Source organism: Stenotrophomonas sp. CFBP8980 (genome assembly GCF_034046095.1).
GTDB classification, from domain to species: domain Bacteria; phylum Pseudomonadota; class Gammaproteobacteria; order Xanthomonadales; family Xanthomonadaceae; genus Stenotrophomonas; species Stenotrophomonas lacuserhaii.
The window spans coordinates 37,485-53,417 of sequence record NZ_JAXCXF010000001.1 but is presented as its reverse complement, the minus strand read 5'-3'; the positions used below and the strand labels follow the sequence as shown (position 1 = coordinate 53,417).

The 15,933-nt window shown below is 65.0% G+C and carries 14 protein-coding genes and 1 tRNA gene; 10 read left to right on the top strand and 5 right to left on the bottom strand.

The features are described from left to right. The first annotated feature begins 237 nt into the window (after positions 1-237). Positions 238-1,668, top strand: coding sequence for an insecticidal delta-endotoxin domain-containing protein (locus SOM47_RS00250; protein ID WP_192083296.1), 1,431 nt, complete (start codon positions 238-240; stop codon positions 1,666-1,668). A 72-nt stretch (positions 1,669-1,740) separates the two neighbouring features. Here SOM47_RS00250 and SOM47_RS00245 read toward each other — a convergent pair whose 3' ends face one another. The 4 genes from SOM47_RS00245 to SOM47_RS00230 all read right to left on the bottom strand — a co-directional run bounded on the left by SOM47_RS00245 (position 1,741) and on the right by SOM47_RS00230 (position 5,586). Further along, positions 1,741-3,234, bottom strand: a complete 1,494-nt coding sequence (locus tag SOM47_RS00245; protein WP_192083297.1) for an insecticidal delta-endotoxin domain-containing protein — start codon at positions 3,232-3,234, stop codon at positions 1,741-1,743. 198 nt (positions 3,235-3,432) lie between these two features. Beyond that, positions 3,433-4,998 (bottom strand): PepSY-associated TM helix domain-containing protein, encoded by a 1,566-nt coding sequence (locus SOM47_RS00240; protein WP_192083298.1) that lies wholly within the window; start codon positions 4,996-4,998, stop codon positions 3,433-3,435. 10 nt (positions 4,999-5,008) lie between these two features. Beyond that, positions 5,009-5,272 (bottom strand): hypothetical protein, encoded by a 264-nt coding sequence (locus SOM47_RS00235; RefSeq protein ID WP_192083299.1) that lies wholly within the window; start codon positions 5,270-5,272, stop codon positions 5,009-5,011. Continuing rightward, positions 5,272-5,586 (bottom strand): hypothetical protein, encoded by a 315-nt coding sequence (locus SOM47_RS00230; RefSeq protein ID WP_320504453.1) that lies wholly within the window; start codon positions 5,584-5,586, stop codon positions 5,272-5,274. The genes SOM47_RS00235 and SOM47_RS00230 overlap by 1 nt, the downstream gene beginning before the upstream one ends. Before the next feature lie 389 nt (positions 5,587-5,975). Here SOM47_RS00230 and thrS point away from each other — a divergent pair, with 389 nt between their 5' ends. From thrS to SOM47_RS00185, 9 genes are all read left to right on the top strand, one after another. Further along, positions 5,976-7,877 carry a threonine--tRNA ligase gene (gene thrS / locus SOM47_RS00225; RefSeq protein WP_320504452.1) on the top strand — a complete coding sequence of 634 codons (1,902 nt, stop codon included), beginning with the start codon at positions 5,976-5,978 and terminating at the stop codon, positions 7,875-7,877. Between the two features lie 48 nt (positions 7,878-7,925). Beyond that, positions 7,926-8,468: a translation initiation factor IF-3 gene (infC, locus tag SOM47_RS00220; RefSeq protein ID WP_080335080.1), complete on the top strand. Its 543-nt coding sequence runs from the start codon at positions 7,926-7,928 to the stop codon at positions 8,466-8,468. A gap of 288 nt (positions 8,469-8,756) precedes the next feature. Next, entirely contained in the window at positions 8,757-8,954 is a 198-nt protein-coding gene (gene rpmI / locus SOM47_RS00215) for a 50S ribosomal protein L35 (RefSeq protein WP_002811096.1), read from the top strand. A gap of 11 nt (positions 8,955-8,965) precedes the next feature. Then, positions 8,966-9,325: a 50S ribosomal protein L20 gene (gene rplT / locus SOM47_RS00210; RefSeq protein WP_003484828.1), complete on the top strand. Its 360-nt coding sequence runs from the start codon at positions 8,966-8,968 to the stop codon at positions 9,323-9,325. Between the two features lie 189 nt (positions 9,326-9,514). Continuing rightward, complete coding sequence (locus tag SOM47_RS00205) at positions 9,515-10,510, top strand: phenylalanine--tRNA ligase subunit alpha (protein WP_042612989.1); 996 nt, start codon at positions 9,515-9,517, stop codon at positions 10,508-10,510. A 48-nt stretch (positions 10,511-10,558) separates the two neighbouring features. Then, positions 10,559-12,940: a phenylalanine--tRNA ligase subunit beta gene (pheT, locus tag SOM47_RS00200; RefSeq protein WP_320504451.1), complete on the top strand. Its 2,382-nt coding sequence runs from the start codon at positions 10,559-10,561 to the stop codon at positions 12,938-12,940. 28 nt (positions 12,941-12,968) lie between these two features. Further along, the gene (locus tag SOM47_RS00195; RefSeq protein WP_042612988.1) at positions 12,969-13,268 is read left to right on the top strand and encodes an integration host factor subunit alpha; all 300 of its coding nucleotides are present in this window, start codon (positions 12,969-12,971) and stop codon (positions 13,266-13,268) included. Continuing rightward, positions 13,249-13,605 carry a MerR family transcriptional regulator gene (locus tag SOM47_RS00190; protein WP_042612987.1) on the top strand — a complete coding sequence of 119 codons (357 nt, stop codon included), beginning with the start codon at positions 13,249-13,251 and terminating at the stop codon, positions 13,603-13,605. The genes SOM47_RS00195 and SOM47_RS00190 overlap by 20 nt, the downstream gene beginning before the upstream one ends. Positions 13,606-13,673: 68 nt before the next feature. Further along, positions 13,674-13,750: transfer RNA gene (locus tag SOM47_RS00185), tRNA-Pro, on the top strand. 183 nt (positions 13,751-13,933) lie between these two features. On the opposite strand, the gene SOM47_RS00180 is transcribed toward SOM47_RS00185, so the two are convergent. After that, a complete protein-coding gene (locus tag SOM47_RS00180; protein ID WP_320504450.1) occupies positions 13,934-15,658 on the bottom strand; it encodes a putative bifunctional diguanylate cyclase/phosphodiesterase in 1,725 nt (574 codons plus the stop codon). Positions 15,659-15,933: the final 275 nt, after the last annotated feature.

The window sequence follows — 15,933 nt, the reverse complement described above, 5'->3', positions numbered from 1 at the left end:
ACGCTCTTCGCTTGAACGAGAAAGCGGGCTTCGGCCCGCTTTTTCTTTGCCCGTCGTCCGGCCAATCACTCGCTGGTGATGCCTGTATCGACACAGCGCGCTGCGTCAGGGCCGCGACGAAGGAGGGGACTGCGGCGGGATGGGACGCGCCGGACAGCAGTTTCTTGGTCGAGGCGACGAATGCTGTGATCGCCTGAAAAACTGCGCCTACCGACCACCCTCCGGAAACGTAGCATCATGAAACGCAGCCCTGTGAAAGACGCCGCCACGCTGGCATTGCCATTGATTGATGACCTTGGCAGGCGGCGCATGCTGCAGCTTGCCATTGCCGGTACCTTGAGCGGCCTGCTGCCCCCCTTCCCGGTATCTGCCGGAAGCTTCCACGCCGAACCTGTGCCGGCGCATTTCATGCCTGTCCTGCCGTTGGTATCGGAGGGGCTCGCCAGTGGATTGCGCAACGTACTGCTTGCCGCCCTCAATCTGATTCCCGTCACGGGAGGCTTCCTGTCGTTCATCGGCGCGCTGTTCATACCGGGCGTGGGCAAATCCGCTGAACAGTTGTGGCGGGAATATGTAGACCGGGCTATCTCGGACGCGTTGTTCAGGCTCGTACAGAGCGACCTTGAAGGTCTCTCGGCCGTTGCTGAACTCTACCGGCAGACTGTCGATTCCGGTGACCTCAACGCGATGGGTGTGCAGAGCATCGCTGCCAACACGAGTTTCGTGACCGCCATGCCGAGCTTCCGGCTGCCACGCGAAGAAATCGCCCTGTTGCCGCTGTATACCGTTGCCGCGACGATGCACCTCGCACTGTTGCGTGACATGGCCTTGAAGGCTGATAACCTGGGCTTCGACCCGGCATTCCGCAGGAGCATCGAAACGCAGCTATCCAGATGCATAAAGGAGTACACACGATACGTCGACACGCAGGTTGCCGCCGCATTGGCAAAAGCAAAAGCGGACAACCCCAATCGGGGCACGCCGCAGACGCGCAACCAACCTTTTGCCGCCATGCTGGGTGCGAAGGCCGCGCTGCAGGTAGCGGTGATCGACATCCGGGATACCTGGTATGCGTTCGATGCTGTGAAGTACCCGGCCCGGGTACGCGTACGGTTGGACAGGGAGATCATGTACCTGGCCGGATGGTGGGACAGCCACTCCAAAGCGCCGGAGAATATTCCGCAATACCCGCTCCCCAGCAGCACCATCCGCAGCATTGAATTCTGGGAGCATGAGTTCGCGAGGCTTCTCTATCTCGCTGGTGTCTCGCTTGATTACGCGGACGGGACTCGGCTTCGCACGGGTGAGATAGCGGGAAAGCGCACCACCATCGATCTTCCAACGAGTGGCTACATCAATCGCGTCAGCATCCATTACGGGTCCGCTGTCGAGCGTGTCGAGCTCGGGTTGGGGCGCAATCGCCAATGGCGTACCGTGGGGACACGTCGTACCCAGACCGCTCCGGCGATCGTCGCGCCGGCCGACCATCGGCTTTCCTCGATGCGAAGCGCAGGTGGCGCCCGCTGGACGGATGGCAGGGACGATTGCGGCTACATCATCGGCTTCCAGCTTGTGGACCAGGTTGCCCAGCCAATGCCTCTGGAACTGTTCGACCGGATTGCGCCGAACATCGCTCCACGGCTGTTGGACTGGGTCGTGGGGGAGTGAGGAGGTGGGGCTCCACGGCCCGCGCTGCCTTCAGCGCATGCACTCGGCCGTGGAAGCCCCCGCTTCGCCGCTTCAGAAGTTTGAAGGCAGCTCGGTGCCCGCGATCCGCTGCGAAGATGATGCTTGCATCGCCAGCCATTGCATGACCTGCGGCGGTAGATCCGGTGAGAGCTGCATGAGAAGGTCTGTAGAATCCGGCGCGGCCTCCTTGTCCAGCAACTGGAATCCCGCAACGAAGCCGCTGACGGCGCCCTCGCCACTGTTTACGCCTTTTCCGATGCTGCGCAGCGAGGACAGGCGATGACCCCGGGGGGCGAAGGCGGTGATGACACGCTGGGACTCATAGGGATCAGGGCCCACCTGATGCAGTCGGTTGTCCGGGTGTGTACGCAGCTTCATTCCGCCGATGGCTGACCCGGAGTGCCCAGCGACGTTTGTCGCATAACGATCGGACATATCCAGAAGGGTTCGGGTGCCTGACATCTCTCCCGTAGTGAGCTCGGTGGAGTCCGCGTAGGTGACCTTGAAGCCGTACATCCACTCCGTCCGCCATTGTGTCCTGACCCAGAACTCGACGGACCGGATGTCCGGGGGAGCAAACCTCCACGATTTCGGAATGCCCTGCGGCGGTTTCGAGTCCCTTTCCCACCAGCCGATGATCGGACTGAATACCTGGCGGTCCAGAACGATGCGTGCGCCGTTGGGATACTTGCGGGCATCGAATGCCTTCCATGTGCTGAAGACGTCGATGACATCCAAGCTCATCTGCTTGTGGAGGGAAAGCACCGCAGTCAAGGGTTGGTTCCTGCCAGCGGGATCATTCGAATGCGGATTATCGTCAATCGCCTTGGCGACAGCCTTCTTCATGGGTTCAACAAGGTAATCGCCATAGCGCTTGATGCGCTGGGTGAGGTCTTCTTTCACCGACTCCACATTGTCATCGGACAGGCCTATCTCTTTGCCAGTGAGCGCCATGTCCCTCAGGAGCGTCATCTCAAGGGTGGCGGCGAGTGTAAAGTAGGGAAGCAAGGCAATCTCGTGCCCGCTCATCTGGAACTGCGGCAAGCGCTGGGCGAACACGGTGCGTGCCGCGATGCTCTGCGTCTTGATGGTGTCCTTGTCTCCGTCGCGTACCGCATCACGGTAGAGCCGGGCGACGTCGCTGAGCCCAGCCATGTCCGCCTTCACCAGGTTGATTACCGCTTCTTCGATTTTTGCATCTGTGTAGCGCTGCCATAGGGTTTCGGGCTTCTCCCCGGCGGTAGGAATGAAGAAGTCCCCAAGGGCGGCGAAGAATCCGCCCACCACCGGCGAGGTCTTGGCAAGGCTGGCAAGCAGAAGCGCTCTGATCGTGTCGATGGTAGGTGCACCGGCCGCAGGGTTGGCCACTGAACGCGATAGTGGCTGCCCCATCAGGTCCACAAGGCCGGGAAAGGCGTTTGCCGGCGAGGCAAGCAGGCAACCCAGGCCCGCTGCGGAGGATGCCTGGAGGAATCTCCGGCGCTTGATGTCATCAGCTGGCAACGGGCCCTGGTGGCATACGGGAGTAAACATGCGGCGTTTCATGGACGACATCCTGTGGCGGAAGAAGGGGTGCGCTTGCGCCATTCCAGTCTTCCTTGCGCTACTGGCCCGCGACAGCGGACAAGACCGCCGCCGCATAGGGTCCTTTGCGTATGCTGGCGTCAGATTCCCGCCCGTTCGATCAAGCGGGCAAACGCATCATCGGCGGCGCGTTGTCGCCTTGCTGATCCGGGGCGATGCTCACTGTGGATCGGCCCAGACACTGTTCGGATCACCATCCCGCGCGCGGCGTGCGGTGGCACGCGCCAGCACCGCGAAACCGGCCGCCATGGCCAGCGCCACCGCATCCACCCAGAACAGCGCCCAGTGGCCATGGCCCGCGCTGGTCCACCACCACCATCCACTGAGTGCGCCATGCGCCAGCGGTACCAGCGCGGTTGCCACGGCAGCCGCCCACAGCAGTTCGCGCGCGGCCTGCGCCGGGCGTCGCAGCGCGGCCCACAGCGCGCACGCACCCCAGGCCAGGAAACATACCCAGCGGATACCGGCATCCACCGCATGCGGCGCCACGCGCTCCAGTATCTGCGCCGCGACGAAGGCGGCCGAGATCGCCACCACCAGTCCAATGCAGACGCCGACCGTGGCGCGCGCCATGTTGACCTGCGCGCGGCCTTGCTCGACCTGCCGCCGCTTGCGCCGTGATTCGATCCACAACAGGTTGCCGGAGTAGAACAGGAAGGCGCCGCCCAGGCCCAGCAGGAAATACAGCCAAGCCACCACGCCATTGCCGAATTCGCCGAAGTGCAGGGCATAGGCCGCGCTCAGGGTGGCATGGTTGGCATCGCGGCGGCCCGGCAACTGGCTGGCCAGCAGGCGCCCGCTGGCGACGTCGAAGGCGACCGCGCCGGCCGGGCCGAGCGTGCCTTCGGATTCGCCGGTGATCTCGATGGTGGCCGCGGCGTCGCCGGCGTTGGCCAGCTTCAGGTAGGCCGGTTCGAAGCCCTGCACGCCCTGATCGCGGGCCACCTGCAGCGAACGCGCATGCAGGTCGGCCAGGTTGACCGCCTCGCCGGCGGTGCCGCTGGCTGCCCGGACCGGCGCGGTATCCATCGCCGACGGTACCGCCTGCATCAGCCTGCCGTTGTAGATCAGTGGATTGAGCAGGGCCATCTGCAGGAAGACCAGGCACAGCAGTGCCCCGGTGACGGCGAACATCAGGTGGAAGGGCAGGCTGAGCACGCCGATGATGTTGTGCGCGTCCTGCCAGAACTGTTTCAGGTTGCGGCCCGGGCGCAGCGCGAACAGGTCGCCGGCCAGCTTGGGCAGGTGGATCACCAGCCCGCTGAGCAGCGCCACGCCGTACAGCAGGCTGACGATGCCCATCAGGTAGATGCCGGCCACTGGCAAGCCCAGCGTGTAATGCAGTTCGTTGACCAGCTCGGCCAGACCGGTCTGTGGTGGGGTGACACTGCCGTCGTAGTGGTCCAGCCAGGCGTACTGCCAGATTCCCTTGGCGTCCTGCCAGTAGGCGATCGGCTGCGGATGGTCGCCGCCGGGGAAGGTCATGCCCATGTGCGCACGTGCGGCCGGATGGCGTTCCAGCACGCCATCCAGCAGGCGTTGCGCGTCGGCCAGGGTGGCGGCGGGCTGGTCCACCGATGCCGGGGTCTGCCACATCGGGATGTCGTGGTGGAACACGGTCAGCGCGCCGGCGTAGAAGGCCACGAACAACGCGAAGCCGGCCACCAGGCCGACCCAGGTATGCAGCGTGGTGAAGGTGCGCAGGGTCTGCGAGCTGAACTTCATTGGATCATTCTCATTGCACTGCGCCGGACAGGCGCAACAGCCACAACAGGAGGAAGCCAGCGGTGGCACAGGCGCCCATCACGCTCCATGCGCGCGCTCCGCTGCGGAAGCTGAAGGCCCACATCGCCGCCAGCATCCACAGCGGGATGAAGGTGATCAGGCTGGGCACCAGCGCGGAGGCCCAAGGGCCAGGCGGCAGCCACGCCACCAGCCCTGTGATCGCGGCGGCCACGAACAGGCCTGCGATGAGGCCGGCAAAGGCGCGCGGCCACATCAGCGCGGTTTCCTGGCCGGCAGCGCGGCCGGACGATGCCAGGCCGCCAGCGTGGGCAGCAGCATGGCGATTGCCATCCACGCGCACAGGGCGATCACCAGGCCGGCGCCGACACCCAGGTCGGCCATCCACAGCCACAGGCCGGCAACGGCGGCCACGGTGCCGATCTCCCGGCCCAGCCGGCCGGCGCGATGGAGCCGTGGCCAGCGGCAGTGAGGCGAAGCGGCATAGAACGCCAGCGCGGACAGCGCGGTGGCCAGCATCGCCAGCGAGCAGAAACCCAGCGAGGACAGGCCAATGGTGGGTACCTGCATCAGCGTGGGATTCCCGCCAGGTACAACGAGGGACGAGTGTCAGCAAGCGGTGTCATCGGGGGGGCCGGAGTGCAGGAGGGTGTAGCGACGCACGCGTATGGTAATCATTGACTTTTGCGCGATCCAGTATCCGCTATTCAGGCCGCCGCGGCCGTCGTGCTTGGGCTTTGTGCCGCGCTGGTTTAAGATCAACCACAGCCAACCCACTGGATCCAGGTGGCCCGCGCCAAGCGCCGGCCGAGCGTGTGACATGAGCACTACCATCGCCCACTGCTGACCCGCACCCGAAGGCTCCCATCCAGGCGCCCTCGTGGCGCTTTTTTATTGCCCGGGCCTGGCCCGGATCCGCATCCCAGCCCGCCGTGCGGGCACAGCAAGAAGCCATCTCGATGATCACGATCACCCTTCCCGACGGCAGCCGCCGCGAATTCGAACATCCCGTCAGCGTCATGGAGGTGGCCCAGTCGATTGGTGCCGGTCTGGCCAAGGCCACCATCGCCGGTTCGGTCGATGGCGTGCTGGTCGATGCCAGCGACGTGATCGCCAAGGACGCGACACTGCGCATCATCACCGCCAAGGACGAGGAGGGCGTGGAGATCATCCGCCATTCCAGCGCGCACCTGGTCGGTCATGCAGTCAAGCAGCTGTATCCGGATGCCAAGATGGTGATCGGTCCGGTCATCGCCGAAGGGTTCTATTACGACATCCAGTCCGAGCGTCCGTTCACCCCGGATGACCTGGCCGCGATCGAAAAGCGCATGGGCGAGTTGATCGCCCAGGACTACGACGTGGTCAAGAAGGTGACCCCGCGCGCTGAAGTCGTGGAAATTTTCAAGGCGCGCGGCGAGGACTACAAGCTGCGCCTGATCGAGGACATGTCGCCGGACATCCAGGCCATGGGCATGTATTACCACCAGGAATACGTGGACATGTGCCGCGGCCCGCACGTGCCCAACACGCGCTTCCTGAAGGCCTTCAAGCTGACCCGCATTTCCGGTGCGTACTGGCGCGGTGATGCGCAGAACGAGCAGCTGCAGCGCATCTACGGCACCGCCTGGGCCGACAAGAAGCAGCTCGATGCGTACATCAAGCGCATCGAAGAAGCGGAAATGCGCGACCACCGTCGCATCGGCAAGCAGCAGGACCTGTTCCACCTGCAGGAAGAGGCACCGGGCCTGGTGTTCTGGCACCCCAAGGGCTGGGCACTGTGGCAGGTGGTCGAGCAGTACATGCGCCGCGTCTACCGCAACAGCGGCTACGGCGAAGTGCGCTGCCCGCAGATCCTCGACGTGTCGCTGTGGAAGCAGTCCGGCCACTGGGACAACTACAAGGAGAACATGTTCTTCACCGAATCGGAGAAGCGCACCTATGCGGTCAAGCCGATGAACTGCCCGGGCCACATCCAGGTGTTCAACCAGGGCCTGCACAGCTACCGCGACCTCCCGATCCGCTACGGTGAATTCGGTTCATGCCATCGCAACGAGCCGTCCGGCGCGCTGCACGGCATCCTGCGCGTGCGTGGCTTCACCCAGGACGACGGCCATGTGTTCTGCACCGAATCGCAGATCGAAGGCGAAGTGACCGCGTTCCACCAGCAGGCGCTGGCGGTGTACCAGCACTTCGGCTTCGAGGACATCCAGATCAAGATCGCGCTGCGTCCGGAATCGCGCCTGGGCGACGACGCAACGTGGGACAAGGCCGAGGGCGCGCTGCGCTCGGCGCTGTCCAGCTGCGGGGTGGAATGGCAGGAACTGCCGGGCGAGGGTGCCTTCTACGGCCCGAAGATCGAGTACCACCTGAAGGACGCCATCGGCCGTACCTGGCAGCTGGGCACCATGCAGGTCGATTTCATGATGCCCGGCCGCCTTGGCGCCGAGTACGTGGATGAGAACAGCCAGAAGAAGCACCCGGTCATGCTGCACCGGGCGATCGTCGGTTCGATGGAGCGCTTCATCGGCATCCTGATCGAGCACCATGCCGGCCAGTTCCCGGCCTGGCTGGCGCCGACCCAGGTGGTGGTGGCCAACATTACCGATGCCCAGGCTGAATACGTGAGCGAGGTTCGCAAATCCCTTGCGGATCAAGGCTTCCGGGTAGTCGCCGATTTGCGTAATGAGAAGATCGGTTATAAGATTCGCGAGCACACGCTTCAGCGCGTGCCGTACCTGCTGGTCATTGGTGACCGCGAAAAGGAAAACGGCGCCGTGGCGGTGCGTACGCGTTCCGGCGAGGACCTGGGCAGCATGAGTCTCCAGGCCTTCATTGAACGGCTGCAGGCCGAGGGCGCGTAATCAAAGGTCCGGTCCGTGTGCAATGGCGCGCGGACCGGTTCGATACCCCTGGGAGATTGCAATATCAGTACCCCTGACAATAAACAGAATCGAAAGAATCAGGAAATCCGCGTGCCGCGCGTACGCGTGATCGGCAGCGATGGCGAAATGATCGGCGTGCTGACGCGCGACGAAGCCTTGGCCATGGCCGAGGAAGAAGGCCTGGACCTGGTTGAAATCCAGCCGCAGGCCGATCCGCCGGTGTGCAAGGTGATGGACTTCGGCAAGTTCAAGTTCGAAGCCCAGAAGAAAGCCAGCGAAGCCAAGAAGAAGAGCAAGCAGGTCGAGATCAAGGAAGTGAAGTTCCGTCCGGTCACGGACGAGGGCGACTACCAGATCAAGCTGCGCAAGATGCGCGGTTTCCTCGAAGAGGGCGACAAGATCAAGGTCAACATCCGCTTCCGTGGGCGCGAAATGAGCCACCAGGAACTGGGTCGCGAGATGGCCAACCGGATCGAGACCGATCTGGGCGAGGACATCGTGATCGAATCCCGTCCGCGCCTGGAAGGCCGCCAGATGGTGATGATGATTGCTCCGAAGAAGAAGACATAAGGCGTGACGGGCTGCCCTTCGCGGGCGCCTGGCGGCTGAATGCAACGGGAGGAGGGCGCCGCTGGCGCCTTTCTGCTTTTCCGGGCGCGGTCCGCGCTCGCCGAGCATGGCTCGGCGCTACCGTTGCAGGGTCAGGGGGGCGTTGCCCGAGGCCCGTTTCCCCTGTATGATTGCCGGCTCGACCCATCAGGAGGGGTCGTACGCGGATCATGGCAGGACGGAAAGAGTGGCCCAGGCCACCGCCAGATCAGTCAGAAACCAGGGTCAAATCCCATCAAGGACATAGCAATGCCCAAGATCAAGACCAACCGGGCGGCGGCCAAGCGTTTCCGCAAGACCGCCTCGGGCAAGTACAAGTGCGGCCACGCCAACCGTAGCCACATCCTCACGAAGAAAGCGACCAAGCGTAAGCGTAACCTGCGTCAGACGAACCACGTCCGTGCAGAAGACGCCGGCCGTCTGGACCGCATGCTCCCTTACCTCTGAGGAATTAACACATGGCACGAGTAAAGCGTGGCGTACAGGCGCGTCGCCGCCACAAGAAAATCCTGACTCTCGCGAAGGGCTACTACAATGCCCGTCGCAAGGTCTTCCGCGTTGCCAAGCAGGCCGTCATCAAGGCCCAGCAGTACGCGTACATCGGTCGTAAGCAGAAGAAGCGTAATTTCCGCTCGCTGTGGATCACCCGTATCAATGCCGCAGCCCGCATCAATGGCCTGAGCTACAGCCGTTTCATGAACGGCCTGCTGAAGGCTGGCATCACCCTGGACCGCAAGGTGCTGGCAGACATCGCCGTGCACGACGCGGCCGGTTTTGCCGCGCTGGCTGAAAAGGCCAAGGGCGCTCTGGCGGCATAAGTCCTCCTCGGTCGTTGCGGTTGACGCAGCGCCCGCAGGTAAGGCAATGCATGGGGAAGGGCGCAAGTCCTTCCCCATTCTTTTTTGTGCGGTGGCCAGCGCAACGCGCGGCGGCCGGACAGCGGTTGCGACGGGGGTCGGCCCTTCGCACATCGCGAGGGCATATCCGACCCGAGGTTCCGGCACCCCATGAGTGACATCCAATCCCTGACCGCCCAGGCACTGGCCGATGTGGCTGCCGCCCAGAGCCCCGATGCGCTGGAACAGCTGCGCGTGGCCCTGCTGGGCAAGAGTGGCAGCATCACCTCGCAGCTGAAGCAGCTTGGCGCCTTGCCGGCCGACGAGCGCAAGGCCGCCGGCGAAGCGATCAACCGCGCACGCGACACGCTGACCACGGCGCTGGCCGAGCGCAAGGCGGTACTCGAAGACGCCGCCCTGGATGCGCGCCTGTCCGCTGAAGCCATCGACATCACCCTGCCGGGCCGTCGCGGTGGCCGTGGTGGGTTGCACCCGGTGACCCGCACGCTGGAGCGCATCACCGAGATCTTCGGCCGCCTGGGCTACGAGTTGTCCGAAGGCCCGGAAATCGAAGATGACTGGCACAACTTCGAAGCGCTGAACTTCCCGCCGCACCATCCGGCGCGCGCGATGCACGACACCTTCTACTTCGGCGATGGCCGCCTGCTGCGCACGCACACCTCCGGGGTGCAGGTGCGCTACATGGGGGAGCACGCGCCGCCGCTGCGCATGATCGCCGCCGGCAAGGTCTACCGCAGCGACAGCGACCAGACCCATTCGCCGATGTTCCACCAGGTCGAGGGCCTGCTGGTGGACGAGCATTCCAACTTCGCCGATCTCAAGGGCACGCTGTCCGAGTTCGTGCGCGCGTTCTTCGAGCGCGATTTCGAGATGCGTTTCCGTCCCAGCTACTTCCCCTTCGTTGAACCGGGTGCGGAAGTGGACATCGCCTGGCAGCAGCCCGATGGCAGCACCCGCTGGCTGGAAGTGCTGGGCTGCGGCATGGTGCACCCGAACGTGCTGCGCAGCGTTGGCATCGATCCGGAGCGTTACACCGGCTTCGCCTTCGGCCTGGGCGTGGAGCGGTTCGCGATGCTGCGCTACGGCGTCAACGACCTGCGCGCGTTCTTCGAGAACGACGTGCGCTTCCTGAAGCAGTTCGCGTAAACACTATCGGTAGTGACGACCGCTGGTCGTCAACGAGGACGCAACAACATGAAAATCTCTGAAAACTGGCTGCGCAGCCACGTCCCCACCACCGCCTCGCGCGATGAGCTCAGCGCCGTGCTGACCGCCATCGGCCTGGAAGTGGAAGAGGTCGACGCGCTCGGCGGTGGCCTGGATCACGTGGTCGTCGCGCGCATCGTGGAGGCCGTGCGCCACCCGGAAGCCGACCGCCTGCAGATCTGCCAGGTCGATGCCGGCCGCGGCGAACTGCTGCAGATCGTCTGCGGCGCGCCGAACGCGCGCCCGGGCCTGGTCGCGCCGTTGGCGATGGTCGGTGCACAGATCGGCGCGTTGAAGATCAGCGCGGCCAGGCTGCGCGGCGTGGATTCCAACGGCATGCTGTGTTCGGCCAAGGAGCTGGGCCTGGATTCCGATGCGTCCGGCCTGTTCGAACTGCCCGATGACGCACCGGTGGGGCAGGGGCTGGTCGAGTATCTCGGCCTGCCCGACAGCAGCATCGAGATCAAGCTGACCCCCAATCGCGCCGACTGCTTCAGCGTGCGCGGCATCGCCTTCGACGTGGCCGCTGCCACCCGCAGCGAGGTGGTGCCGTTCGCCGCCGATGCGGTGCCGGCCACCGGCTCGCGTGAGCTGGCGATCGAACTCAATGCCGGCGCCGAAGCGCCGCGTTACCTGGGCCGGGTCATCGAAGGGGTCAACGCCGCTGCCAGGACCCCGCTGTGGATGGCCGAGCGCCTGCGCCGCAGCGGCGTGCGCCCGGTATCGCTGCTGGTGGACATCACCCAATACGTGATGCTCGACCTTGGCCAGCCGATGCATGCCTATGACCTCGGCACGCTGAGCGGCCCGATCGGCGTGCGCCGGTCGCGCGCGGGCGAAGCCCTGAAGCTGCTGGATGGCCGCGACGCCGCGCTGGACGACAGCTTCCTGGTGGTCACCGATGCGGACCGTCCGGTCGGCCTGGCCGGCCTGATGGGCGGCTTCGACACCCGCGTGACGGACGCCACCACCGATGTCTTCCTGGAAGCGGCGCACTTCGCGCCGGCGGCGATCATGGGCCGCGGCCGCAAGCTGGGCCTGCATACTGATGCCGGCCATCGCTTCGAACGGGGCGTGGACCCGGCGCTGCCGCGTGCGGCCATCGAGCACGCCACCGCGCTGGTGCTGGAACTGGCTGGCGGCACCGCTTCTCCGGTGACCGAAGCGTTGCGCGCAGACGACCTGCCGTCGCCGGCGCCGATCATGCTGCGCCGCGCACGCATCACCCGCGTGTTGGGCATCACCATCGAAGACGCCGAAGTGGAGCGCATCCTGCGCGCGCTGGGCATGGACGTGGCGGCAGCGGGCGAGGGCTGGCAGGTCACCGCGCCCAGCCGTCGTTTCGACATCGCCATCGAAGAAGACCTGATCGAAGAACTGGCCCGTATCCACGGCTACGAGCAGATCCCGACCACGCTGCCGGGCGGCGCCGCGCGCGTGGCGATGCCCAGCGAAACCCGCCTGGAAGAGCTCAGCGTGCGGCGCCAGCTGCTGGCGCGCGAGCTGCAGGAAACCATCAACTTCGCCTTCGTCGATGCCCAGCTGCTGCAGCAGTGGCAGCTGGTCGACAACCTGGTGCCGCTGGCCAACCCGCTGTCGGCCGAACTGGCGGTGATGCGTCCGGCGCTGCTGCCGGGCCTGGTCGCCACGCTGGGCCGCAACGTGGCCCGCCAGGCCGGCCGGGTGCGCCTGTTCGAGATCGGCCGCGCGTTTGCCGCGCAGGCTGGGGAAGGCGCGCCGGCGCCGCTGGAAACCCAGCGCGTGGCCGCCGTGGTATGTGGTGATGCCGACGCCGAGCAGTGGGGCCTGGCCGCACGCAAGGTCGACTTCCACGACCTGAAGGGCGACCTGGAAGCATTGGCCGCCGCCAGTGGCGCCGAGCTGACCTTCAAGCCCTCGGTCCAGCCTTACGGGCATCCGGCGCGTTCGGCCGATGTCTACCGCGGCGATGTCCGCCTGGGCTGGATCGGTCAGATCCACCCGCGCCTGGCCAAGGCGATGGACATCGATGTGGACGTCTACGCCCTGGAGCTGGACCTGGCGCCGCTGGCCGCCCGCGAACTGCCGCGTGCCAGCGAGCTTTCGCGTTTCCCGGCGGTACGCCGCGACCTGGCCGTGCTGGCCCCCGATGCGGTCGCCTGGACCGATCTGGCGGCTACGGTCCGACTGGCCGCCGGGCCCCTGCTGCGCGAGCTGAACCTGTTCGACCGATATGTCGGGCAGGGGGTCGAGCCGGGCTTCAAGAGTCTCGCTATGGGCTTGATTTTGCAGGACAAGTCGCGCACTCTGACGGACCGCGACGTGGACGCGGTGGTGACCGAGGTGTTTGCCGCCATCGAGCGTGAACACCACGCCCGGATCCGCGGTTGAGCGGGCAGCACCCAGGGGTAAGCAGGCGATGGCACTGACCAAGGCTGAAATGGCCGAAAAACTGTTCGACGAAGTCGGCTTGAACAAGCGTGAGGCCAAGGAATTCGTCGATGCGTTCTTCGATGTGCTGCGTGAGGCATTGCAACATGGACGTCAGGTAAAGCTGTCCGGCTTTGGCAACTTCGACCTGCGGCGCAAGAACCAGCGCCCGGGTCGCAACCCGAAGACCGGTGAGGAAATTCCGATTTCCGCCCGCACGGTGGTCACCTTCCGTCCGGGCCAGAAGCTCAAGGAAAGGGTGGAAGCGTATGCTGGATCCGGGCAGTAACAGAGAGCTTCCGCCGATACCGGCCAAGCGCTACTTCACCATCGGTGAGGTCAGTGAGTTGTGCGACGTCAAGCCGCACGTGCTGCGCTACTGGGAGACCGAGTTTCCCAGCCTGGAGCCGGCCAAACGTCGCGGCAACCGTCGCTATTACCAGCGCCATGACGTGCTGATGATCCGGCAGATCCGCAGCCTGCTGTACGAACAGGGCTATACGATCGGCGGGGCGCGGTTGCGGCTGGATGGCGCCGATGCGCGTGGCGAAGCCGCGCTCAGCCAGCAGATCATCAAGCAGGTCCGCGTGGAACTGGAAGAAGTGCTGCAACTGCTTCGCCGCTGATTCTTTTTTCGCGTTGATCCGCTATACTTCACGGCCCGCTTCAACGGCGGGGCAACATCGCAGATATTCGGGGCGTAGCGCAGCCTGGTAGCGCATCTGCCTGGGGGGCAGAGGGTCGTCGGTTCGAATCCGGCCGTCCCGACCACTGTGATGAAAGAAGAGGCTCGTGCAGCAATGCGCGGGCCTTTTTCGTTTTGTTGGTAGCGCCGAGCCATGCTCGGCGAGCGCAGCGGCAGGGCAGGGCAGGAGCGTGACGACCAACGGTCGTCACCCACCGAAGGCGGGCGTCACTGCCGAAGCCGGGAGGGATGGCGGCCAGCGGCCGTCACTACCGGGCCATCATCGACGCCAGTTCGTGCGCCGCCAGGGGTTCGGCGAACAGGTACCCCTGCAGCTGGTCACAGCCCAGTTCGGTCAGCACCTGCCGCTGCTCCAGGCTTTCCACGCCTTCGGCCACGGTGGTGTAGCCCAGGCCCTTGGCCAGCTCGATGATGGCCTTCGCCTTCAGCCGTGCGCCCGGGTCATCGCCCAGATGGTCCACCAGTGATTTGTCCATCTTGATGGTGGAAATCGGCAGCCGCGAGAGATAGCCGAAGTTGCTGTAACCGCTGCCGAAGTCATCGATCGCCACGCGTACGCCCACTCCGGCCAGGCGCGCCAGCTGGTCACCGGCGACGGTATTGGCACGCAGCCATTCGCCCTCGGTGATCTCGATTTCCAGCAGGGTCGGGGGCAGGTCACGCGCGGCCAGCTTCTGCAGCAGGCGCTCGGCCATGCCGTCGGTGGACAGATCGGACGCGGCCAGGTTGATCGACATGCCCAACGAAAGGCCGTCGCGCTGCCACGCCGCCAGCTGATCCAGCGCCGCGTCCACCACCCAGTCGCTGACCGCCGGCATCAGCGCAGTGCGTTCGAACACCGGAATGAACTCGCCCGGCCCGACGGGACCCAGCCGTGGATGGTTCCAGCGGATCAGCGCTTCGGCCGACACCACCGCGCCGGTCAGCGTGTCCACGCGCGGCTGGAACAGCAGGTAGAACTCTTCGCGGCGCAGGCCGCGTTCGGCATCGGCGGCCAGCCGGTAACCACGCCGAAGCAGTTCGTCGCGGCGCTCGGAGTACCAGCAGAAATCGCGGCGGCTGCTGATCGCCGCCTGCACGCCCACCAGCAGCTTGCGCAGCACGTCATTACTGCTGTCGGTGGTGGGATCGAAGGCGCAGATGCCGGCATGGAACTGCGGCGACATCGGCACCGCGGCGGCCATCACCGGGCGGATCACGCGCTGCTTCAATTCCAGCAGCAGCGCCTCCACGTCGTCGGGCGTGGGCAGGTCGATCAGGAACGCAAAACGGCTCACGCCGACGTGATAGACATCGGTGATGTCTTCGAGCGCCACGCGCAGGCGTACGCCGGAGCGATGCAGCATCGCTTCCAGTGGGGGCATCCCGAGCGCTTGGCCGGCTTCGTCCAGGCGCGGCACGTCCAGCACGTCCAGCATGACGGCGTACATCATTCCGGCGGTGGCGCGCGCTACCAGCCCGTCATAGTCGATATGGAACTGATGGCGGTTGGACAGGCCGCTGACCGGATCCTGGCGGCCGGACAGGCGCCGCAGCTCCAGCTGGCTCATCGCCATGGCGGCCAGCGTTTTCAGGTGCTGGCGTTCGTCTTCGCCGAGCTCGCGCGGTTCGGCGCCCATGACGCAGATGGCGCCGATTGCCACGCCGTTCTTGGCGATCAACGGCGCGCCTGCATAGAAGCGAAGATGCGGTGGACCGCAGACCAGGCCGTTCTCCACGAATCGCGGATCGGCGCGCAGGTCGCTGACCACCATCACGTCAGGTGAGGTGATGGTATAGGAGCAGACAGAGGAACGGATGTCGGTTCCGCTGATCTCCAGCCCGACCCGTGAGATGAAGCGCTGATTATCCACGCCGACGATGGAGACGAAGGCGACCGGTGCGTTGAATGCGAAGGCCGCCAGCTGCGTGATGCGGTCCAATGACGCTCCCGCTGCCGCATCCAGCACCTGGAGGGCGCCTACGGCGGTCATCCTTTCCTGGACTTTCAATTCCTCTGACAGCTGCGGCATGGGAAGAGGTGCTCGGCGCACTCACGCGCTGGTAACGAATGACAGGATGCGCCCGACCGCATCAACGTGGTGTCCACGACCTGCACCGTCGCGCATTCAGCGAAAAGTCGCAGGTCGGGGGAGCAGGCGACCCGTAAACGCCATAGCCCGAAGGTGTAACGGTGTTTCACGTCGTCCTCAGGTAAGGTACTTGCCTCGGCATTCCTGCCTACTACGCCATGGCGCGTCGTCGGCGG